The 20474-nt window shown below is 37.6% G+C and carries 23 protein-coding genes; all 23 read left to right on the top strand.

The window, feature by feature from the left end:
• Window positions 1–5: 5 nt before the first annotated feature.
• The 23 genes from rpsP (at window position 6) to cdsA (ending at window position 20467) form a co-directional block, all read left to right on the top strand.
• Window positions 6–278 (top strand): 30S ribosomal protein S16, encoded by a 273-nt coding sequence (rpsP, locus tag ACYFX0_RS03770; RefSeq protein WP_000268748.1) that lies wholly within the window; start codon window positions 6–8, stop codon window positions 276–278.
• A gap of 14 nt (window positions 279–292) precedes the next feature.
• The gene (locus ACYFX0_RS03765) at window positions 293–520 is read left to right on the top strand and encodes a KH domain-containing protein (protein ID WP_000737393.1); all 228 of its coding nucleotides are present in this window, start codon (window positions 293–295) and stop codon (window positions 518–520) included.
• Between the two features lie 120 nt (window positions 521–640).
• Window positions 641–1156, top strand: a complete 516-nt coding sequence (gene rimM, locus ACYFX0_RS03760) for a ribosome maturation factor RimM (RefSeq protein WP_097822646.1) — start codon at window positions 641–643, stop codon at window positions 1154–1156.
• Entirely contained in the window at window positions 1156–1890 is a 735-nt protein-coding gene (gene trmD / locus ACYFX0_RS03755) for a tRNA (guanosine(37)-N1)-methyltransferase TrmD (protein ID WP_000686901.1), read from the top strand. The genes rimM and trmD overlap by 1 nt, the downstream gene beginning before the upstream one ends.
• A 146-nt stretch (window positions 1891–2036) precedes the next feature.
• Entirely contained in the window at window positions 2037–2381 is a 345-nt protein-coding gene (gene rplS / locus ACYFX0_RS03750; protein WP_001186516.1) for a 50S ribosomal protein L19, read from the top strand.
• 101 nt (window positions 2382–2482) lie between these two features.
• On the top strand, window positions 2483–3034 hold the full coding sequence (gene lepB, locus ACYFX0_RS03745; protein WP_000711853.1) for a signal peptidase I: 552 nt from the start codon (window positions 2483–2485) through the stop codon (window positions 3032–3034).
• A 20-nt stretch (window positions 3035–3054) separates the two neighbouring features.
• Window positions 3055–3945, top strand: a complete 891-nt coding sequence (gene ylqF / locus ACYFX0_RS03740; RefSeq protein ID WP_000236702.1) for a ribosome biogenesis GTPase YlqF — start codon at window positions 3055–3057, stop codon at window positions 3943–3945.
• Between the two features lie 56 nt (window positions 3946–4001).
• The gene (locus ACYFX0_RS03735; RefSeq protein WP_001171121.1) at window positions 4002–4775 is read left to right on the top strand and encodes a ribonuclease HII; all 774 of its coding nucleotides are present in this window, start codon (window positions 4002–4004) and stop codon (window positions 4773–4775) included.
• Window positions 4776–4968: 193 nt separating this feature from the next.
• Complete coding sequence (sucC, locus tag ACYFX0_RS03730; protein WP_001020791.1) at window positions 4969–6129, top strand: ADP-forming succinate--CoA ligase subunit beta; 1161 nt, start codon at window positions 4969–4971, stop codon at window positions 6127–6129.
• A gap of 19 nt (window positions 6130–6148) precedes the next feature.
• Window positions 6149–7051, top strand: coding sequence for a succinate--CoA ligase subunit alpha (sucD, locus tag ACYFX0_RS03725; protein WP_000115178.1), 903 nt, complete (start codon window positions 6149–6151; stop codon window positions 7049–7051).
• A gap of 88 nt (window positions 7052–7139) precedes the next feature.
• Window positions 7140–8009, top strand: coding sequence for a DNA-processing protein DprA (gene dprA, locus ACYFX0_RS03720; RefSeq protein WP_106081596.1), 870 nt, complete (start codon window positions 7140–7142; stop codon window positions 8007–8009).
• A 144-nt stretch (window positions 8010–8153) separates the two neighbouring features.
• Window positions 8154–10232 (top strand): type I DNA topoisomerase, encoded by a 2079-nt coding sequence (gene topA / locus ACYFX0_RS03715; protein ID WP_001286957.1) that lies wholly within the window; start codon window positions 8154–8156, stop codon window positions 10230–10232.
• A 48-nt stretch (window positions 10233–10280) separates the two neighbouring features.
• On the top strand, window positions 10281–11585 hold the full coding sequence (trmFO, locus tag ACYFX0_RS03710) for an FADH(2)-oxidizing methylenetetrahydrofolate--tRNA-(uracil(54)-C(5))-methyltransferase TrmFO (protein ID WP_000213006.1): 1305 nt from the start codon (window positions 10281–10283) through the stop codon (window positions 11583–11585).
• Between the two features lie 65 nt (window positions 11586–11650).
• Complete coding sequence (gene xerC, locus ACYFX0_RS03705) at window positions 11651–12550, top strand: tyrosine recombinase XerC (RefSeq protein ID WP_001101244.1); 900 nt, start codon at window positions 11651–11653, stop codon at window positions 12548–12550.
• 42 nt (window positions 12551–12592) lie between these two features.
• A complete protein-coding gene (gene hslV, locus ACYFX0_RS03700) occupies window positions 12593–13135 on the top strand; it encodes an ATP-dependent protease proteolytic subunit HslV (RefSeq protein WP_000526274.1) in 543 nt (180 codons plus the stop codon).
• A 22-nt stretch (window positions 13136–13157) separates the two neighbouring features.
• Window positions 13158–14549, top strand: coding sequence for an ATP-dependent protease ATPase subunit HslU (hslU, locus tag ACYFX0_RS03695; protein WP_000550084.1), 1392 nt, complete (start codon window positions 13158–13160; stop codon window positions 14547–14549).
• 77 nt (window positions 14550–14626) lie between these two features.
• On the top strand, window positions 14627–15406 hold the full coding sequence (gene codY / locus ACYFX0_RS03690) for a GTP-sensing pleiotropic transcriptional regulator CodY (protein WP_000421290.1): 780 nt from the start codon (window positions 14627–14629) through the stop codon (window positions 15404–15406).
• Between the two features lie 348 nt (window positions 15407–15754).
• Complete coding sequence (gene rpsB, locus ACYFX0_RS03685) at window positions 15755–16456, top strand: 30S ribosomal protein S2 (RefSeq protein ID WP_000111485.1); 702 nt, start codon at window positions 15755–15757, stop codon at window positions 16454–16456.
• 103 nt (window positions 16457–16559) lie between these two features.
• Entirely contained in the window at window positions 16560–17447 is an 888-nt protein-coding gene (tsf, locus tag ACYFX0_RS03680; RefSeq protein ID WP_001018576.1) for a translation elongation factor Ts, read from the top strand.
• A gap of 66 nt (window positions 17448–17513) precedes the next feature.
• Entirely contained in the window at window positions 17514–18236 is a 723-nt protein-coding gene (gene pyrH / locus ACYFX0_RS03675) for a UMP kinase (RefSeq protein ID WP_000042669.1), read from the top strand.
• Window positions 18237–18238: 2 nt separating this feature from the next.
• Window positions 18239–18796, top strand: a complete 558-nt coding sequence (gene frr, locus ACYFX0_RS03670; protein ID WP_000531505.1) for a ribosome recycling factor — start codon at window positions 18239–18241, stop codon at window positions 18794–18796.
• 85 nt (window positions 18797–18881) lie between these two features.
• Window positions 18882–19658, top strand: coding sequence for an isoprenyl transferase (gene uppS / locus ACYFX0_RS03665; protein WP_000971296.1), 777 nt, complete (start codon window positions 18882–18884; stop codon window positions 19656–19658).
• Between the two features lie 17 nt (window positions 19659–19675).
• Window positions 19676–20467: a phosphatidate cytidylyltransferase gene (cdsA, locus tag ACYFX0_RS03660; protein ID WP_000813589.1), complete on the top strand. Its 792-nt coding sequence runs from the start codon at window positions 19676–19678 to the stop codon at window positions 20465–20467.
• Window positions 20468–20474 lie beyond the last annotated feature (7 nt).

Raw genomic sequence — 20474 nt, 5'->3', positions numbered from 1 at the left:
TATAAATGGCAGTTAAAATTCGTTTAAAACGTATGGGAGCTAAAAAAACTCCTTTCTATCGTGTAGTTGTTGCAGATTCTCGTTCTCCTCGTGACGGACGTTTCATTGAGGAAATCGGAACTTACAATCCAGTTGCTCAACCAGCTGAAGTTAAGATCGACGAAGAAGCAGCATTAAAATGGTTAGGAAATGGTGCTAAACCATCTGATACAGTTCGTAACTTATTCTCTAACCAAGGTATCATGGAGAAATTCCACTTATCTAAACAAGGTAAGTAATTGAGGCAATGACTATGAAGAAGTTAGTCGAGACGATTGTCAAGCCTCTTGTCGATCATCCTGAAGATGTAAAAGTTACACAGGAACTTTGCAACGGAGAGATAAAGTATCGATTAACTGTACATCCTGAGGATGTTGGAAAAGTCATTGGAAAGCAAGGGAGAGTTGCGAAAGCGATTCGAATGCTCTTGTATTCAGTGGGACATCATAATGATGAAAAAGTAACACTGGAAATTCAATAAACGTAAAAAGGGCGAGGAGTTATTCCTCTCCCTTTTTTAACATTTAAATAGAGATTGCATGTTCCATCTATGAAATGGAGATGCTTAATTTATATAGAAACCAGGGGTGACATACTATTTATGACAAAGTGGTTTAACGTAGGGAAAATTGTAAATACTCATGGAGTAAGAGGAGAAATCCGTGTGATTTCTCGTACTGATTTTCCAGAAGAGCGATATAAAGTAGGAAACACGCTATACATATCGAATGAGAAAGACACAGACTATCTTCCAGTGAAGATAACTTCTCATCGCCAACATAAGACATTCGATTTATTAACATTTGAAGGATATAACAATGTAGATGAAGTAGAGAAGTTTAAAGGTTCTTTAATAAAAGTACCGGAAGAGCAGTTAGGTGAACTTGCTGAAGGTGAATACTACTATCACGAAATTATTGGTTGCAGCGTTGTAACGGAAGAAGGAGAAGCGCTAGGGACAATCAAAGAGATTCTCTCTCCTGGTGCAAATGATGTTTGGGTGATTAAACGTCCGAAGGGTCAAGATCTCTTAATTCCTTATATTGATGACGTTGTACTTCAAGTTAATATTGAAAATAAATTAGTAACCATTCATGTAATGGAAGGATTGCTATAATGAAAATTGATATTTTAACGTTGTTCCCAGACATGTTTACCGGTGTATTTGGATCTTCTATATTAAAGAAGGCACAAGAAAAGGAAGCGGTAAACCTTCGTGTTGTTAACTTTCGTGATTATACAACAAGTAAGCATAATAGCGTAGACGATTATCCTTACGGCGGAGGAGCTGGTATGGTGCTTACTCCTCAGCCTATTTTTGACGCTGTAGAAGATTTGACGAAAGAGACAGAGCGTAAGCCGAGAGTTGTCTTAATGTGTCCGCAGGGCGAAAGATTTACGCAGAAGAAAGCGGAAGAGCTTGCAGGGGAAGAACATTTGATCTTTGTATGTGGGCATTATGAAGGGTATGACGAACGAATTCGTGAGCATCTCGTAACGGATGAGATTTCTATTGGTGACTATGTATTAACGGGCGGAGAATTAGCTTCTATGGTTATTACTGATAGTGTTGTACGTCTCTTGCCAGGCGTGCTAGGGAATCATGCTTCACAAGTAGAGGATTCGTTTAGTACAGGTTTATTAGAGCATCCTCATTATACACGTCCGGCTGATTTTCGTGGTATGAAGGTACCGGATGTATTAATGTCAGGGAATCATAAAAATATTGACGAATGGCGACATAAGGAATCTTTGCGCCGTACGTATACGCGTAGACCTGATTTGTTAGATGATAGAGATCTATCTAAACAAGAGAAAAAATGGCTTGAGGAAATAAAGCGAGAGCAGTAATAACTTCATATATTTGCTATTGCAACAGGCCTAGTAATATGCTATTATAACATTTGTGCTACTGAAATCAGTAGCCGTATTAACGATGTTCCGCTGTAATTTATTAAGACTTTATAAGAGCATCTGTTTAAAGGAGAGAATTTAATATGCAACAATTAATCGCAGAAATTACAAAAGGCCAATTAAAAACTGACCTTCCTTCATTCCGTCCTGGTGACACTTTACGTGTACACGTAAAAGTTGTTGAGGGAACTCGTGAAAGAATTCAGCTTTTCGAAGGTGTTGTAATTAAACGTCGTGGTGGCGGAATTAGTGAAACATTCACAGTTCGTAAGATTTCTTACGGTGTAGGTGTTGAGCGTACATTCCCAGTTCACACGCCAAGAATCGCGAAAATCGAAGTACTTCGCCGTGGTAAAGTACGTCGTGCTAAGTTATACTACTTACGTAACCTTCGCGGTAAAAAAGCACGTATTAAAGAAATTCGATAAGACATGTATGGGAGCTTGTAAATGCACAAGCTCCCTTTTTCCAATCTATATGAAATTTTGGTATAATACGAACAGCTTACATAACCGTGGAGGGGAAATGCATGAAAAAAGAGAAGAGTTCACTTTGGGAATGGATTAAAGCAATTTTGATTGCTGTTGTATTAGCTGGTGTTATTAGACAGTTTTTCTTTGCGCCAATTCTCGTAGACGGGGTATCGATGGCACCTACTTTACATGATCGTGATCGAATGATTGTAAATAAAATTGGTTATCACATTGGAGATCCAAAACGCTTTGATATTATCGTATTTCGAGCAACAGAAGATAAAGATTACATTAAGCGCATTATAGGCCTACCGGGCGATGAAATAGAGTATCGTAATGATAAGCTGTATGTTAACGGAAAGGCTTATGAGGAGCCGTATTTAGACAAGCAGAAAAAGCAAATTGCTGACGGACCGCTTACATATGATTTTAATCTTGAAGAAATGACAGGCAAGAAAACCGTTCCAAAAGATCAATTATTTGTTTTAGGTGATAATCGTCGTTTTAGTAAAGATAGCCGTTCAATCGGTACGATTTCAATGGATCAAGTAATTGGTAAAGCTAATATGTTATATTGGCCGTTAGAAGACGCACGTATTGTGAAATAAATGAAAAAGAAGGTGGCAACATGGTAATTCAATGGTTTCCAGGGCATATGGCGAAGGCTAGACGCCAAGTAACGGAGAAATTAAAATTAATTGATGTTGTAATTGAACTTGTAGATGCTCGATTACCATTATCATCTCGAAACCCAATGATTGATGAAATCATTACACATAAGCCAAGGCTTGTTGTTTTAAATAAAGCGGATATGGCAGATGACCGTTTAACAAAACAATGGATCGCATATTTTAAAGAAAAAGGTCATATGGCAATTTCGATTAACGCGCAAGCTGGACAAGGTATGAAAGAAATTGCAGCAGCTTGTAAAGTGCTTGTTAAAGAAAAATTTGATAAAATGGTTGCAAAAGGTATTAGACCGAGAGCGATTCGTGCATTAATTGTAGGTATACCAAATGTTGGTAAATCTACATTAATTAATAAATTGGCAAAGAAAAATATTGCTAAAACAGGAGATCGTCCAGGTGTGACAACAGCTCAACAATGGATTAAAGTTGGGAAGGAAATGGAATTGTTAGATACGCCAGGTATTCTGTGGCCTAAATTTGAAGATCAATTAGTGGGTCTTCGCTTAGCGACGACGGGTGCAATTAAAGATTCAATTTTAAATTTACAAGATGTAGCTGTTTACGCATTACGTTTTATGGAGAAACATTATCCAGAACGCTTGAAAGAACGCTATAATTTAAATGAGATTCCAGAAGATATTGTGGAATTATTCGATGCAATTGGAAAAAATAGAGGCTGCTTAATGGGCGGCGGAATGATTGATTATGATAAGACATCTGAGCTTGTACTTCGTGAGCTTCGTGGTGGCAAACTTGGAAAAATGACGTTTGAAACACCGGAAGAGTTTGCAGAGCAAGTAGAAGATGTGGAAAAAATAGAAGAAGTATAAGACGTGCGTTTGTGCGTCTTTTCTTTTTGGATACGTTTAAAAAGGAGTTTGTATAAATGCAAAAAATGACGATAAAAGAAGCGGAAAATGTATTGAAAGAAATTATGAATGAAGAAGATGATCGCTTTCAACTGTTAATGAAAGATGAGCGAAAAGGCGTTCAAAAGCTCGTTTTGAAGTGGTATAAACAAAAAGAGTTAGAACAGAAAGAAAAAGAGAATTTTTTTGAAATGTCCAAGTATGAAAATGCTTTGCGTGAAAAAGGGGTCACATATATCGCGGGTATTGATGAAGTAGGGCGTGGCCCGTTGGCTGGGCCTGTTGTGACGGCAGCTGTCGTCCTTCCAGAGGATTTTTATATTCCAGGGTTAAATGACTCAAAAAAGCTGAGTGAAGCGAAACGTGAGCGTTTTTATGATGAAATAAAAGTACAAGCAATTGCAATTGGAGTAGGAATTGTATCACCGCAAGTTATTGATGACATTAATATTTACCAAGCAACGAAACAAGCAATGTTAGATGCAGTTGCAAATTTATCTTGTACACCCCAACATTTATTAATTGATGCGATGAAGCTTCCTACACCAATTCCGCAAACCTCAATTATTAAAGGTGATGCGAAAAGTATTTCTATTTCAGCTGCATCTATTATTGCGAAAGTAACGAGAGATCGTATGATGAAAGAACTGGGAGAAAAGTATCCTGAATACGGATTTGAGCAACATATGGGATATGGCACAAAGCAACATTTAGAGGCAATTGAAGTGCATGGAGTATTAGATGAACACCGAAAGTCATTCGCGCCAATTAAAGATATGATTCAAAAATAAGCTGTAAATATACAGCTTATTTTTTATTTTGGCATATAAACATTACTATTTTCGAAAAAGAATAAAGCGATTTCAGTTTTCTGACACTTTATTGTAGACAGCGTGCCAATCATCTTATACAATGGCAATGTAATGTTTTTTAAACATTAAAAAACTTTTCGAGTAAAACAGGAAAACAGGGGAGGATGGGACCATGAATATCCATGAGTACCAAGGTAAGGCAGTCCTTAGAAGCTATGGGGTTAGCGTTCCGAACGGGAAGGTTGCATTTACAGTAGAAGAAGCTGTAGAAGCAGCGAAAGAACTAGGAACAGATGTATGTGTAGTGAAAGCACAAATTCACGCTGGTGGACGCGGCAAAGCTGGCGGAGTAAAAGTTGCAAAAAATTTAGATGAAGTTCGTACATATGCAGAAAGCATTTTAGGAACTACACTTGTGACACATCAAACAGGTCCTGAAGGTAAGGAAGTAAAACGCTTACTTATCGAAGAAGGTTGCGATATTAAAAAAGAATATTATGTAGGTCTAGTTTTAGATCGTGCAACTTCTCAAGTTGTTTTAATGGCGTCTGAAGAAGGCGGAACAGAAATTGAAGAAGTAGCAGAAAAAACACCTGAAAAAATCTTTAAAGAATATATTGATCCAGCAGTAGGCTTACAAGGTTTCCAAGCACGCCGAATTGCATTTAACATCAATATTCCAAAAGAGCTTGTAGGACAAGCTGTGAAGTTTATGATGGGCTTATACCGTGCGTTTATCGAAAAAGATTGCTCTATCGCTGAGATTAACCCACTTGTTACAACAGGTGAAGGTAAAGTTATGGCATTAGATGCAAAATTAAACTTTGATTCTAATGCGTTATATCGCCATAAAGACATTTTAGAGCTTCGTGATCTTGATGAAGAGGATTCAAAAGAAATTGAAGCTTCAAAATACGATTTAAACTACATTCCTTTAGATGGAAATATCGGTTGTATGGTTAATGGTGCAGGTTTAGCGATGGCTACAATGGATATCATTAAACATTACCACGGTGACCCAGCTAACTTCTTAGATGTTGGTGGCGGTGCAACTGCTGAAAAAGTTACAGAAGCATTCAAAATTATCCTTTCTGACAAAAATGTAAAAGGTATCTTCGTTAACATTTTTGGTGGTATTATGAAGTGTGATGTTATTGCAGAAGGTGTTATTGAAGCAACGAAACAAGTAGGTCTTGAGTTACCTTTAGTTGTACGTCTTGAAGGTACAAACGTAGAACTAGGTAAGAAAATTTTAAATGAGTCTGGCTTAAATATTGTTGCAGCAGAATCTATGGCAGACGGTGCACAAAAAATTGTTTCACTAGTGGGCTAATAGAAAGCGGGGGAGAAAAATGAGCGTATTAGTTAATAAAGATACAAAAGTTATTGTTCAAGGTATTACAGGTTCTCAAGGTTTATTCCATACAAAACAAATGATTGAATACGGTACGAAAATTGTCGGTGGTGTAACACCAGGTAAAGGCGGCACTGATATTGAAGGTGTACCAGTATTTGATACAGTAGAAGATGCAGTGAAAGCAACAGGCGCAAACGCTTCAGTTGTATACGTTCCACCCGCTTTTGCGGCAGATGCAATTATGGAAGCAGTTGATGCAGAAATTGATTTAGTAGTATGTATTACTGAAGGAATTCCTGTATTAGATATGGTAAACGTAAAGAGATATATGGCTGGTAAACATACACGTTTACTTGGACCAAACTGCCCAGGTGTAATCACACCAGATGAATGTAAGATTGGTATTATGCCAGGATATATTCATAAAAAAGGTCATGTTGGTATCGTATCTCGCTCTGGTACATTAACGTATGAAGCTGTACATCAATTAACACAAGAAGGTATTGGCCAATCTACTGCTGTAGGTATCGGTGGAGACCCTGTTAACGGTACAGACTTTATTGATGCGTTAAAAGCATTTAATGAAGATGAAGAAACACATGCTGTAATTATGATTGGTGAAATCGGCGGTACAGCAGAAGAAGAGGCAGCTGAATGGGTAAAAGCTAATATGACAAAACCTGTTGTAGGCTTCATTGGTGGTCAAACAGCGCCTGCTGGCAAACGTATGGGCCATGCTGGTGCAATCATTTCTGGTGGTAAAGGAACTGCTGCTGAAAAGATTAAAACAATGGAAGCTTGTGGCATTAAAGTAGCTGAAACTCCAGCAGTTATGGGAGAAACGCTAATCTCTGTTTTAAAAGAAAAAGGTCTATTTGAGACTTGCAAAAACTATTAATCTGTTGAAAGACACCTTCTTACTTGAGGGTGTCTTTTTACACTTTTTTCTGTTTACATAATAAAAATTATGGGTAAGGAGAATCAAGATGAAAAGAGAGCGGTTATTACATCTTCATTACTTGCTAGCAGATTATTGGAAAGCGATGGAGAGGCTACTATATGTCGATCCAGAATTAAAGAACATATATAATTTTAACGAAAAACAAATGGAGCACTACACTGGAATATCCTCGAAAAAATCTTCAGAACTAGTGGAATTTCTTCAAAGTTCAAATCTTCCGCAATATATATCTTATTTAGAGAAAAACCGTATCTTTTATATAACGATATGGGATGAAAATTATCCACAATTATTACGTGAAATACAAGACCCTCCCTTCGTTTTATATGGAAAAGGAGAGAAAGATTTTCTAAATAAAGTAAATAAATTAGCAGTTGTTGGAACGAGAGAACCATCATTATATGGTCATGAGAGCTTGAAATTTATTTTACACCCTTTATTAGAAAGAGAGTGGCTTATTGTCAGTGGGTTTGCAAAAGGGATAGATACAATGTCTCATGAGATTACAGTAAGGCATCATTGTCCCACTATTGGGATATTAGGGCACGGATTGTCGTTTATGTATCCGAAAGAAAATAGACATTTATATGAAATGTGGAAGGAATATATATTGTTATTGACAGAGTATCCTCCGCACTATGCACCGAAAAAATGGTATTTTCCAAAAAGGAACCGGATTATTAGTGGTATAAGTAAAGGTGTTTTAGTTGTAGAAGCGAAATCGAGAAGTGGGACACTTATTACTGCAGACCTTGCGTTAGAGCAAAATAGAGAGGTGTTTGCGCTTCCTGGACCTATATTTATAGAGGGGGCATCGGGAACGAATCATCTTATTCAACAAGGAGCAAAATTAGTAAGAAATGCAGAAGATATCTTGGAAGAGATTTTAAATTAACCTTATATTTTTAAATTTTTATTAAACAATTATTGACAAATGGTAGATTGGCACTGTATGGTATATTCATTCTTGATTGACAAAAACAAGAGAAATCAATAAGATTAATGAAGACTTGAATCCACCTCTTAAGGAGGCACTAGCATGTCAGATTACCTCGTGATCGTGGAGTCGCCTTCTAAGGCGAAGACCATTGAGAAATATTTAGGGAAAAAATACAAAGTTGTCGCGTCTATGGGACATGTTCGCGATTTGCCAAAAAGTCAAATGGGGATAGAAGTAAAGAACAACTTCACCCCGAAGTATATTACCATTCGTGGTAAAGGTCCCGTCTTAAAAGATTTAAAATCAGCGGCGAAAAAAGCAAAGAAAGTCTATCTCGCGGCCGATCCAGACCGCGAAGGGGAAGCAATTGCTTGGCATTTAGCGAATACGTTAAATGTGGACGTTGAATCAGATTGTCGGGTTGTGTTTAATGAGATTACGAAAGATGCAATCAAAGAATCATTTAAACATCCTCGTGCAATTAATATGGATTTAGTAGATGCACAACAAGCAAGACGTATACTTGATCGTCTTGTTGGTTACAATATTAGTCCTTTATTATGGAAGAAAGTAAAAAAAGGATTAAGTGCAGGGCGTGTACAATCTGTAGCAGTTCGTTTAATCATCGAACGTGAAAAGGAAATTCAAAGCTTTGAACCTGAAGAATTCTGGACAATTAAAACAGAATTTGTAAAAGGAAAAGACACATTTGAAGCAAGCTTTTACGGTGTAGATGGGGAAAAGGTTCAATTAACGAATGAAACGCAAGTGAATGAAATAATTGAACAGATGAAAGACAATGCGTTTTCAGTTGAAAATGTAACGCGCAAAGAGCGAAAACGTAATCCTGCATTACCGTTTACAACATCTTCCTTGCAACAAGAAGCAGCACGTAAGTTAAACATGCGAGCAAAGAAAACGATGATGCTTGCACAGCAATTGTATGAAGGGATAGATCTTGGAAAACAAGGAACTGTAGGTCTTATTACGTATATGAGAACTGATTCAACACGTATCTCAGAAACAGCTCAAACAGAGGCTCGTACTTACATCACTGAAGCGTATGGTACGGAATACATAGGAACAGAAAAGAAGAAAGAAACGAAAAAGTCAAATGCACAAGATGCACATGAGGCAATTCGTCCTACTTCGGTAATGAGAAAGCCAGAGGAACTAAAAAGTTTCTTAAGTCGTGATCAACTTCGATTATATAAATTGATTTGGGAGCGATTTGTTGCAAGTCAAATGGCGTCTGCTATAATGGATACTGTGACAGCGAGACTCATTAATAACAATGTTCAGTTCCGTGCAAGTGGATCGGTTGTAAAGTTCCCAGGATTTATGAAAGTGTATGTAGAGTCGAAAGATGATGGTGCTGAAGAAAAGGATAAGATGTTGCCGCCTTTAGAAGTAGGGGAAACTGTATTTTCGAAGGATTTAGAACCGAAGCAACATTTTACACAACCTCCTCCGCGCTATACAGAGGCTCGTCTAGTAAGAACACTTGAAGAACTTGGAATTGGAAGACCGTCGACTTATGTACCTACACTTGAAACGATTCAAAAACGTGGATATGTAGGCTTGGATAATAAACGCTTCGTTCCGACTGAACTTGGTGAAATAGTAATTGAACTTATTTTAGAATTTTTCCCGGAAATTATTAACATTGAATTTACTGCCAATATGGAGCAAAGCCTTGATGAAGTGGAAGAAGGAAATGCCAATTGGGTGAAAATTGTTGATGATTTCTACGTAGGATTTGAACCGCGCTTAGAAAAAGCGGAAAAAGAAATGCGTGAAGTGGAAATTAAAGATGAGCCAGCTGGGGAAGACTGTGAATTATGCGGACATCCAATGGTCTTTAAAATGGGTAAATACGGGAAGTTTATGGCTTGTTCGAATTTCCCTGATTGTCGTAATACAAAACCGATTGTGAAAGAAATCGGTGTAACTTGTCCGAAATGTGAAGAAGGACAAATTATTGAGCGTCGTAGTAACAAAAAGAAACGCCTTTTCTATGGATGCGGTACGTATCCAGAATGTGACTTTGTATCTTGGGATAAGCCGATTGGTCGTAAATGTCCGAAGTGTGAAGGCATGCTTGTAGAGAAGAAGTTGAAAAAAGGCGTGCAAGTACAATGTATTTCGTGCGATTATGAAGAAGAACAACAAATGTGAGCGTAACTGCTCACATTTTTTTCGGGAAGAAAAGGAAAGGTGATATATATGACAACACAAGTAGTAAACGTCATTGGCGCAGGTCTTGCAGGAAGTGAAGCGGCTTACCAAATTGCAAAACGTGGTGTCCAAGTTAGATTATATGAAATGAGGCCGGTAAGGCAAACGCCAGCTCATCACACAGATAAATTTGCTGAATTAGTATGTAGTAACTCACTTCGTGCAAACACTTTAACAAATGCAGTTGGAGTTATTAAAGAGGAAATGCGTTTAATGGATTCTGTAATTATTCGTGCGGCAGATGAGTGCTCTGTACCAGCTGGAGGTGCGTTAGCTGTAGACCGTCATGAGTTCGCAGCTAAAGTAACAGAATACGTAAAAAACCATCCGAATGTAACGGTAGTGAACGAAGAGCTTACTGAAATTCCAGAAGGACCAACAATTATTGCAACAGGTCCACTTACATCTCCTGATCTTGCTGCACAATTAAAAGAACTAACAGGTGAAGATTATTTCTATTTCTACGATGCGGCAGCACCAATCGTAGAAAAAGACAGTATTGACATGAATAAAGTATATTTAAAATCGCGTTATGACAAAGGGGAAGCTGCATATTTAAATTGCCCAATGACAGAAGAAGAGTTTGACCGTTTTTATGAGGCTTTAATTGCTGCTGAGACAGTGCCTTTAAAAGAGTTTGAAAAAGAAATTTTCTTTGAAGGTTGTATGCCAGTAGAAGTTATGGCAAGTAGAGGGAGACAGACGCTAGTATTTGGACCTATGAAACCTGTTGGATTGGAAGATCCAAAAACAGGGAAAACGCCATATGCTGTTGTTCAGTTACGTCAAGATGATGCAGCAGGAACTTTATACAATATCGTAGGTTTCCAAACGCATTTAAAGTGGGGACCACAAAAAGAAGTGCTACAGTTAATACCGGGACTGGAAAATGCAGAGATTGTACGTTATGGTGTAATGCATCGTAATACGTTTATTAATTCACCTAATTTGCTTCGTCCAACATATCAATATAAACAACGTGATGATTTATTCTTCGCTGGTCAAATGACTGGAGTAGAGGGATATGTTGAATCAGCAGCATCAGGATTATTAGCAGGAATTAATGCTGCACGTCTTGTGCAAGGTGAAGAGCCAGTTGTATTACCGTCAGTAACTGCGATGGGCAGCATGGCAAATTACATTACGGCAACGAACGCTAAAAACTTCCAACCGATGAATGCGAACTTCGGTCTATTTGCACCGTTAGAGAAGAAGATCAAAAAGAAAGCGGAACGAAATGAAGCATACGCAACACGCGCTTTAGAAACAATTCAAAATTTTGTAAATATTTAGTTAAATTTCTTGCAAAGGCTACTAAGTTGTGATACGATTTAGTAGCCTTTATTGAGGTGAGTTGTGTGAATGTGAAGAAATTGTTACAATTATTCGTTGGATATTTACAAATTGAAAGAAATTATTCAAAATATACAATTGCAAGTTATCAAAATGATTTAGAACATTTTGTGCAATTTATGGAGCGAGAAGGCATATCCTCTTTTTTAGACGTTACATACGCGGATGTTCGTTTGTACTTAACGACGTTGCACGATGAAAAGTTAGCCCGTAAATCTGTCGCAAGAAAAGTATCAAGCTTACGAAGTTTATATCGTTTTTTGATGCGTGAAGGTTATCGGAAAGATAATCCGTTTGCACTTGCGTCACTCCCCAAAAAAGAATTGTCAATCCCAAAGTTTTTATATGCTGAAGAGTTAGAGGAATTATTTGAAGTTTCTGACACGGAAACGCCATTAGGTCAAAGGAATCAAGCTTTATTAGAGTTGATGTATGCGACTGGAATCCGTGTGAGTGAATGTGTCAATTTACAACTTACCGATATTGACTTTGCGGTGGGAACAATTTTAGTAATGGGAAAAGGAAAAAAACAAAGGTATATTCCGTTCGGAAGCTATGCGCAAGATTCTTTAATTACTTATATAGAGAATGGGAGAAAACAGTTAGTTAATAAGACTGACGAAGACTCTCGTATGGTGTTTTTAAATGCGAAAGGTACACCGCTAACAAGTCGTGGAGTGCGTTATGTTTTAAATGAACTCATTAAAAAGGCTTCACTGACAATGCGAATAAGTCCCCATATGTTAAGGCATACATTTGCTACACATATGTTAGATGAAGGGGCGGATTTACGTACTGTACAGGAGCTATTAGGTCATGAGAATTTGTCGACCACACAAATTTATACGCATGTCTCTAAAGAAAGATTGCGTTCTGTTTACATGAAGCATCACCCGCGGGCATAAATTGCTTTAAAAGCTATAAAAACAAATAAAGGAGTTTTTTCTATGGGGAATTTCCACGCTACAACGATATTTGCAGTTCATCATAATGGAGAATGTGCAATGGCTGGAGATGGTCAGGTGACAATGGGAAATGCTGTTGTAATGAAACATACAGCTCGTAAAGTTCGCAGACTTTTCCAAGGTAAAGTTTTAGCTGGTTTTGCAGGTTCAGTTGCTGATGCATTTACTCTTTTTGAAATGTTTGAAGGAAAATTAGAAGAGTATAATGGCAACTTGCAGCGTGCAGCTGTTGAAATGGCAAAACAATGGCGTGGCGATAAAATGTTACGTCAACTAGAAGCGATGCTCATTGTCATGGATAAAACAACTATGCTCCTTGTTTCAGGTACAGGAGAAGTGATTGAACCGGATGATGGTATTTTAGCAATTGGATCTGGTGGGAATTATGCACTTTCTGCAGGTCGTGCTTTAAAGCAATATGCAAGTGAACACTTAACAGCGAAACAAATTGCGAAAGCGAGTTTAGAGATTGCTGGCGATATTTGTGTTTATACGAATCACAACATAATTGTTGAAGAATTGTAGAATCGTAAGGGAGGCATTTTATATGCATTTACATTTTACTCCGCGCCAAATTGTGGAAAAATTAGATCAATACATCATCGGTCAAAAAGACGCAAAGAAAGCGGTTGCTGTAGCGTTGAGAAATCGATACCGTCGCAGTAAATTAGCTGAAAATTTACGTGATGAAATAGCACCTAAAAACATTTTGATGATTGGACCGACAGGTGTTGGGAAAACAGAGGTAGCACGACGAATGGCGAAACTCGTTGGAGCACCTTTTATTAAGGTTGAGGCTACAAAATTTACAGAAGTTGGATATGTGGGTAGAGATGTAGAGTCGATGGTACGTGACCTTGTGGAAACATCGGTTCGTATTGTAAAAGAAGAAATGGTAGTGAAAGTTCAAGATAAAGCAGAAGAGCAAGCGAATCAACGTCTTGTTGAAATTTTAGTGCCGAGTCCGGAGAAGCAATCTGGATTTAAAAATCCATTAGAGATGCTTTTTGGGGGCGCTCAAAATTCGAGTCAAACGTCTGATACACAAGAAGATGGTGAAATTGAAAAGAAACGTCAAGATGTGGAGAGAAAGCTTGCTGCAGGGCTTCTTGAAGACGAAATTGTATCGATTGAAGTGACTGAGCAACAGTCGTCAATGTTTGATATGTTACAAGGAACTGGCATGGAGCAAATGGGAATGAATTTCCAAGATGCGTTAGGGAGTTTTATGCCGAAAAAAACAAAAAAACGTAAACTTTCTGTAAAAGAAGCAAGAAAACTCTTGACAAATGAAGAGGCACAGCGCTTAATTGATATGGATGAAGTTACACAAGAGGCTGTTTATCGTGCTGAACAGCTCGGGATTATTTTTATCGATGAAATTGACAAAATTGCTGGTAAGCAGTCGAATAGCGTAGATGTATCACGTGAAGGTGTGCAACGTGACATTTTGCCAATTGTAGAAGGGTCGAATGTTGCGACAAAATACGGATCAGTAAAAACGGATTATATTTTATTCGTTGCAGCTGGAGCGTTCCATATGTCTAAACCGTCGGATTTAATTCCGGAATTGCAAGGGAGATTTCCGATTCGAGTAGAATTAACGAAATTATCGACAGACGATTTTGTTAAAATATTAATCGAGCCTGACAATGCGTTAATTAAACAATATATGGCATTATTAGCGACTGAAGGTATAGAAATTGAATTTTCAGACGAAGCTATTCGTAAGATTGCTGAGATTGCTTATCAAGTTAATCAGGATACAGATAATATTGGAGCAAGAAGACTTCATACGATTATGGAGAAGCTCCTTGAAGATTTATCGTTTGAAGCATCTGAAATTACGTTAGAGAAAATAACGATAACCCCTCAATACGTTGAGGAGAAATTAGCAACAATTGCTAAAAATAAAGATGTGAGCCAGTTTATTTTGTAATAGTGTCATCAGGTGACTCGCCCTAGTTTCCAAGTGATGAAAAAATATGTGAGTAACATGTAGGAGGAACTTTTGAAATGGAATTATTAGCAAAAACGAGAAAATTAAATGCGTTATTACAGAGCGCAGCAGGGAAGCCTGTAAACTTTAGAGAAATGTCTGACACAATGTGTGAAGTAATCGAAGCAAACGTATTCGTAGTTAGCCGTCGTGGTAAATTACTAGGTTATGCAATTCACCAACAAATCGAAAACGAACGCATGAAGCAAATGCTTGCAGAACGTCAATTCCCAGAAGAATATACACAAAGCTTATTCAACATTACAGAAACATCTTCAAACTTGGATGTGAACAGTGCTTACACAGCATTCCCAGTAGAAAACAGAGAACTATTTGGTCAAGGTTTAACTACAATCGTACCAATCGTTGGTGGTGGTGAGCGTCTAGGTACATTAGTATTAGCTCGTCTAGGTCAAGAGTTCTTAGATGACGATTTAATCCTTGCTGAGTACAGCTCAACTGTTGTAGGTATGGAAATCTTACGTGAAAAAGCAGAAGAAATCGAAGAGGAAGCACGTAGTAAAGCTGTTGTTCAAATGGCGATCAGCTCATTATCTTACAGTGAGTTAGAAGCAATTGAGCACATCTTCGAAGAATTAAATGGAACAGAAGGTTTACTTGTTGCAAGTAAAATTGCTGATCGCGTAGGAATTACTCGCTCTGTAATCGTAAATGCACTACGTAAATTAGAAAGTGCTGGTGTTATTGAGTCTCGCTCTTTAGGTATGAAAGGAACATACATTAAAGTGCTAAACGACAAGTTTCTACAGGAACTTGCTAAATTAAAAACAAACTAATTTATAAAAAACTCTCCTCGATTGAGGAGAGTTTTTTTGTGCAATGGATTGATGGTGCTTGTGAAAAGTGGCATAAGCGTGTTTTCTGGGAAAACTATTAATTGTATTTTGCTTTTTTGCTTAAAAGAAATGAAGGTTGGTAATACTAGAATTCGAGTATGAACAAAGAAAGTTTTACATTGTTCGCATTTTCGACTTGATTGTAATATTTCAGTATGATATAGTAAGCAGTGGTGTCAGTACAAAGTACACACGTTTACTGATTTAAGTGTTGGTGCTACGTTTGTAGTTTCGCTTAGAGATGAAGTAAACGGAGGATATCAAAAACCATTTAGGAGGAACTATATTATGTCAGTAATTTCTATGAAGCAATTGCTTGAAGCTGGTGTTCATTTCGGACATCAAACTCGTCGTTGGAACCCAAAAATGAAGCGTTACATTTTCACAGAGCGTAACGGTATCTACATCATCGACTTACAAAAAACTGTGAAAAAAGTTGAGGAAGCTTACAGAACGATGCGTGACATCGCTGCTGAAGGTGGAGACATTTTATTCGTAGGTACTAAAAAACAAGCACAAGAAGCTATTAAAGAAGAAGCAACTCGTGCGGGTATGTACTTCGTTAACCAACGTTGGTTAGGTGGAACTTTAACAAACTTCCAAACAATCCAAAAGCGTATCAAGCGTCTTAAAGACATCGAAAGAATGCAAGAAGATGGTACTTTCGAAGTACTACCTAAGAAAGAAGTTGTTCAACTTAAAAAAGAGTTAGAGCGTCTTGAGAAATTCTTAGGCGGTATTAAAGATATGAAAGGTCTTCCAAGTGCATTATTCGTAGTAGACCCTCGTAAAGAGCGTATTGCAGTTGCTGAAGCACGCAAATTACACATTCCAATCATCGGTATCGTTGATACAAACTGTGATCCAGACGAAATCGATCACGTTATCCCAGCAAACGATGATGCAATTCGTGCTGTAAAACTTCTTACATCTAAAATGGCAGACGCGATCCTTGAAGCAAAACAAGGTGAAGAAACTGTTACTGCGTAACAAAGTTGGAAAGGTGATAAGGGGTTCGGCCTTTTATCACCTTTTTTAAGGTATAAACACCTTTATAAAAAGTATAAATACATATTTTAGGAGGATAAAAAGTATGGCAATCACTGCTCAAATGGTAAAAGAATTACGTGAAAAAACTGGCGCAGGTATGATGGACTGCAAAAAAGCTTTAACAGAAACTAACGGCGACATGGAGAAGGCAATTGACTTCTTACGTGAAAAAGGTATTGCGAAAGCTGCTAAAAAAGCAGACCGCATTGCTGCTGAAGGTTTAACTTTCATCGAAACAAACGGTAACGACGCTTTAATCTTAGAATTAAACTCTGAAACTGATTTCGTTGCGAAAAACGAAGGTTTCCAAGCATTAATTAAAGAACTAGCTGCTCACTTATTAGCTAACAAACCTGCTAACGTTGAAGAAGCTATGACTCAAACAATTGAAGGCGGCAAAACAGTAGAAGAGCACATCAACGAAGCAATCGCTAAAATTGGTGAAAAACTTACACTTCGTCGTTTCGAAATCGTATCAAAAACTGATGCAGATGCATTCGGCGCTTACCTACACATGGGTGGACGTATTGGTGTATTAACAGTTCTTGAAGGTTCTACTGATGAAGCAGCTGCTAAAGATGTAGCAATGCACATTGCAGCAGTTAACCCTAAATACATCGACCGCGATGCTGTAACAGCTGAAGAAGTTGAGCATGAGCGTCAAGTATTAACACAACAAGCATTAAACGAAGGCAAGCCTGAAAAAATCGTTGCAAAAATGGTTGAAGGCCGTCTAGGCAAATTCTTCGAAGAGATTTGCTTACTTGACCAAGCATTCGTTAAAAACCCTGATATGAAAGTTCGTCAGTTCGTTGAGTCTAAAGGCGGAACATTAAAAGGATTCGTTCGCTACGCTGTTGGCGAAGGTATCGAAAAACGTGAAGACAACTTTGCTGAAGAAGTAATGAACCAAGTAAAAGGTAGTAACTAATACAGATTAGGGAACACATTGTGTTCCCTTTTTTAAAATAAAGATGTAAGCAATTGGAGGTTCATTATGAGTAAACCGAAATATAATCGTGTCGTTTTAAAGTTAAGTGGAGAAGCTTTAGCTGGAGAGCAAGGATTTGGAATTAATCCAACTGTTATTAAGTCAGTTGCAGAACAAGTAAAAGAAATTGCAGAACTTGATGTAGAGGTTGCTGTTGTTGTTGGTGGCGGTAACATTTGGCGTGGGAAAATTGGAAGTGAAATGGGCATGGATCGTGCAGGAGCAGATTACATGGGCATGTTAGCTACAGTTATGAATTCATTAGCTCTTCAAGATAGCTTGGAGAATATTGGAATCCAAACTCGTGTACAAACTTCAATTGAGATGCGTCAAGTGGCAGAGCCTTACATTCGCCGTAAAGCAGTTCGTCACTTAGAGAAAAAACGTGTTGTTATCTTTGCAGCAGGTACAGGTAATCCATACTTCTCTACAGATACAACAGCAGCATTACGTGCAGCGGAAATCGAAGCAGACGTTATTTTAATGGCGAAAAATAATGTGGATGGCGTATATAGCGCAGATCCATCTATTGACCCAACGGCTACGAAATACGAAACGCTTACTTACTTAGATGTATTAAAAGAAGGTTTAGGTGTAATGGATTCTACAGCTTCTTCTCTATGTATGGATAATGATATTCCATTAATTGTATTCTCAGTTATGGAAAAAGGTAATATTAAACGTGCCGTTTTAGGCGAAAATATTGGAACAGTTGTAAGGGGGAAATAAATATGGGACAACAAGTATTGAAGTCTTCAAATGAAAAAATGGAAAAAGCAGTTGCTGCTTATTCTCGTGAATTAGCAACAGTTCGCGCTGGTCGTGCAAGCTCGTCTGTATTAGATAAGGTACAAGTTGATTACTATGGTGCACCAACACCAGTTGTGCAATTAGCGAACATTACAGTTCCAGAAGCACGTTTACTTGTAATTCAACCTTATGATAAAACTTCTATCGGTGATATCGAAAAAGCAATTTTAAAAGCAGATTTAGGCTTAAACCCTTCTAATGATGGAACTGTAATTCGTATTGCATTCCCTGCATTAACAGAAGAGCGTCGTCGTGATCTTGTTAAAGTTGTGAAAAAATATGCTGAAGAAGCAAAAGTTGCTGTTCGTAACGTACGTCGTGACGGAAATGATGATCTTAAGAAGCTTGAAAAAGCTGGCGAGATTACAGAAGATGATTTAAGAGGATATACTGAAGATATCCAAAAAGAAACAGATAAATATATTGCAAAAGTTGACGAAATCGCAAAAAACAAAGAAAAAGAAATCATGGAAGTGTAATAGCGATAACTTCGCAAATATGACCCTCTTCTTAAGGGGGTCTTTTTACACTTTTAGGCATACGTCTGCTTGTTGGAGGGTATGAATGATGTTTAAAAACTTTCCTTTTTTTAAAGGTAAAAAGGACACATCGTTTGATCATCTCGTTGAAGAAGTGAAAAAAGGATATATCCCAGAACATATTGCCATCATTATGGATGGGAATGGAAGATGGGCAAAGAGGAGAGCAATGCCTCGTATTGCGGGACATCATGAAGGTATGCAAGTTGTAAAGAAAATTACAAAATTTGCAAGTAAACTTAATGTGAAAGTGTTAACTCTCTATGCTTTTTCAACTGAGAACTGGAAAAGACCGAAAAAGGAAGTTGATTATTTAATGAAGCTTCCAGAAGAATTTCTAGGTACATTTTTACCAGAATTGATTGAAGAAAACGTACAAGTCCGAGTAATAGGGCAAAAAGATCGTCTTCCTACGCATACACGCAGAGCGATGGAGAAAGCCATGGAAGATACGAAAGAGAATACGGGATTAATTCTTAATTTCGCGTTAAACTATGGAAGTCGAGATGAAATCGTTTCTGCTGTGCAACATATGATGAAAGATAACGAGGAAGGAAAAATTCGTTCTGAAGAGGTAAGTGAAGAAATGCTTTCTTCCTACTTAATGACGAGTTCTTTACCTGATCCAGAGTTGTTAATCCGAACAAGCGGAGAGCTACGTATTAGTAATTTCATGTTATGGCAAATTGCGTATTCGGAGTTTTGGTTTACAGACGTGTATTGGCCAGACTTCAAAGAAGAACATTTGCTAAATGCAATTACTGACTTTCAACATAGAGGGCGCAGATTCGGAGGCGTGTAGAAAGAGAGGGTTTGGTAGTGAAACAGAGAATTATTACTGGAGTGGTTGCTGCCGCGCTATTCATTCCCATCGTAATATACGGTGGCGTGCCTTTTACGGTTTTAGTGTATGCACTTGCTTCTATAGGTTTATATGAATTAATTCGTATGAATAAGCTTACGCTTATTTCAGTACCGACAGTTTTAGCTGCAGTATTATTGTGGATTCTTTTAATTCCAAGTAGTGCATCAGAACTGTTTACATGGATTGGATTAGGTAAATTGGAAATCACATTTGTGATTGTTTTATTACTTTTATCATATACAGTCCTTTCTAAGAATACATTTACTTTTGATAATGCTTCATTTTTACTGATGGCAACGACATATGTGGCAATGGGATTCTTATATTTAAATGAAACGAGAATATTAGGAATTAAATATGTGTTTTGCGCATTATTTATTATATGGGCTACTGATTCAGGCGCATATTTCGTAGGAAAAGCATTAGGCAAGAGAAAATTGTGGCCAGAAATTAGTCCAAATAAAACGATTGAAGGTTCATTAGGCGGCATCGTTTGCGGAATTATCGTGGCACTTGTTTACAACGCGTTCTTCCCAGTTGAATCGAATGTAGTAATTTTAATTGTGCTGACAATTATCATTTCTATTTTTGGACAAATTGGTGATTTAGTACAATCTGCTTTTAAACGTCATTATGGCGTAAAGGATTCAGGTACAATTTTACCTGGACATGGTGGTATATTAGATCGAACAGATAGTTGGTTATTCGTTTTACCAATTCTCTACTTCTTATTACAATACAATTAATAAATGA

The sequence above is a fragment of the Bacillus sp. NEAU-Y102 genome (assembly GCF_054788175.1).
Note: the sequence above shows the minus strand (reverse complement) of the source record. Positions and strands in the feature narration are given on the sequence as shown.

Coding starts and splice junctions, on each gene's coding strand:
- rpsP (WP_000268748.1), top strand. CDS start 6: ATGGCAGTTAAAATTCGTTTAAAACGTATGGGAGCTAAAAAAACTCCT.
- ACYFX0_RS03765 (WP_000737393.1), top strand. CDS start 293: ATGAAGAAGTTAGTCGAGACGATTGTCAAGCCTCTTGTCGATCATCCT.
- rimM (WP_097822646.1), top strand. CDS start 641: ATGACAAAGTGGTTTAACGTAGGGAAAATTGTAAATACTCATGGAGTA.
- trmD (WP_000686901.1), top strand. CDS start 1,156: ATGAAAATTGATATTTTAACGTTGTTCCCAGACATGTTTACCGGTGTA.
- rplS (WP_001186516.1), top strand. CDS start 2,037: ATGCAACAATTAATCGCAGAAATTACAAAAGGCCAATTAAAAACTGAC.
- lepB (WP_000711853.1), top strand. CDS start 2,483: ATGAAAAAAGAGAAGAGTTCACTTTGGGAATGGATTAAAGCAATTTTG.
- ylqF (WP_000236702.1), top strand. CDS start 3,055: ATGGTAATTCAATGGTTTCCAGGGCATATGGCGAAGGCTAGACGCCAA.
- ACYFX0_RS03735 (WP_001171121.1), top strand. CDS start 4,002: ATGCAAAAAATGACGATAAAAGAAGCGGAAAATGTATTGAAAGAAATT.
- sucC (WP_001020791.1), top strand. CDS start 4,969: ATGAATATCCATGAGTACCAAGGTAAGGCAGTCCTTAGAAGCTATGGG.
- sucD (WP_000115178.1), top strand. CDS start 6,149: ATGAGCGTATTAGTTAATAAAGATACAAAAGTTATTGTTCAAGGTATT.
- dprA (WP_106081596.1), top strand. CDS start 7,140: ATGAAAAGAGAGCGGTTATTACATCTTCATTACTTGCTAGCAGATTAT.
- topA (WP_001286957.1), top strand. CDS start 8,154: ATGTCAGATTACCTCGTGATCGTGGAGTCGCCTTCTAAGGCGAAGACC.
- trmFO (WP_000213006.1), top strand. CDS start 10,281: ATGACAACACAAGTAGTAAACGTCATTGGCGCAGGTCTTGCAGGAAGT.
- hslV (WP_000526274.1), top strand. CDS start 12,593: ATGGGGAATTTCCACGCTACAACGATATTTGCAGTTCATCATAATGGA.
- hslU (WP_000550084.1), top strand. CDS start 13,158: ATGCATTTACATTTTACTCCGCGCCAAATTGTGGAAAAATTAGATCAA.
- codY (WP_000421290.1), top strand. CDS start 14,627: ATGGAATTATTAGCAAAAACGAGAAAATTAAATGCGTTATTACAGAGC.
- rpsB (WP_000111485.1), top strand. CDS start 15,755: ATGTCAGTAATTTCTATGAAGCAATTGCTTGAAGCTGGTGTTCATTTC.
- tsf (WP_001018576.1), top strand. CDS start 16,560: ATGGCAATCACTGCTCAAATGGTAAAAGAATTACGTGAAAAAACTGGC.
- pyrH (WP_000042669.1), top strand. CDS start 17,514: ATGAGTAAACCGAAATATAATCGTGTCGTTTTAAAGTTAAGTGGAGAA.
- frr (WP_000531505.1), top strand. CDS start 18,239: ATGGGACAACAAGTATTGAAGTCTTCAAATGAAAAAATGGAAAAAGCA.
- uppS (WP_000971296.1), top strand. CDS start 18,882: ATGATGTTTAAAAACTTTCCTTTTTTTAAAGGTAAAAAGGACACATCG.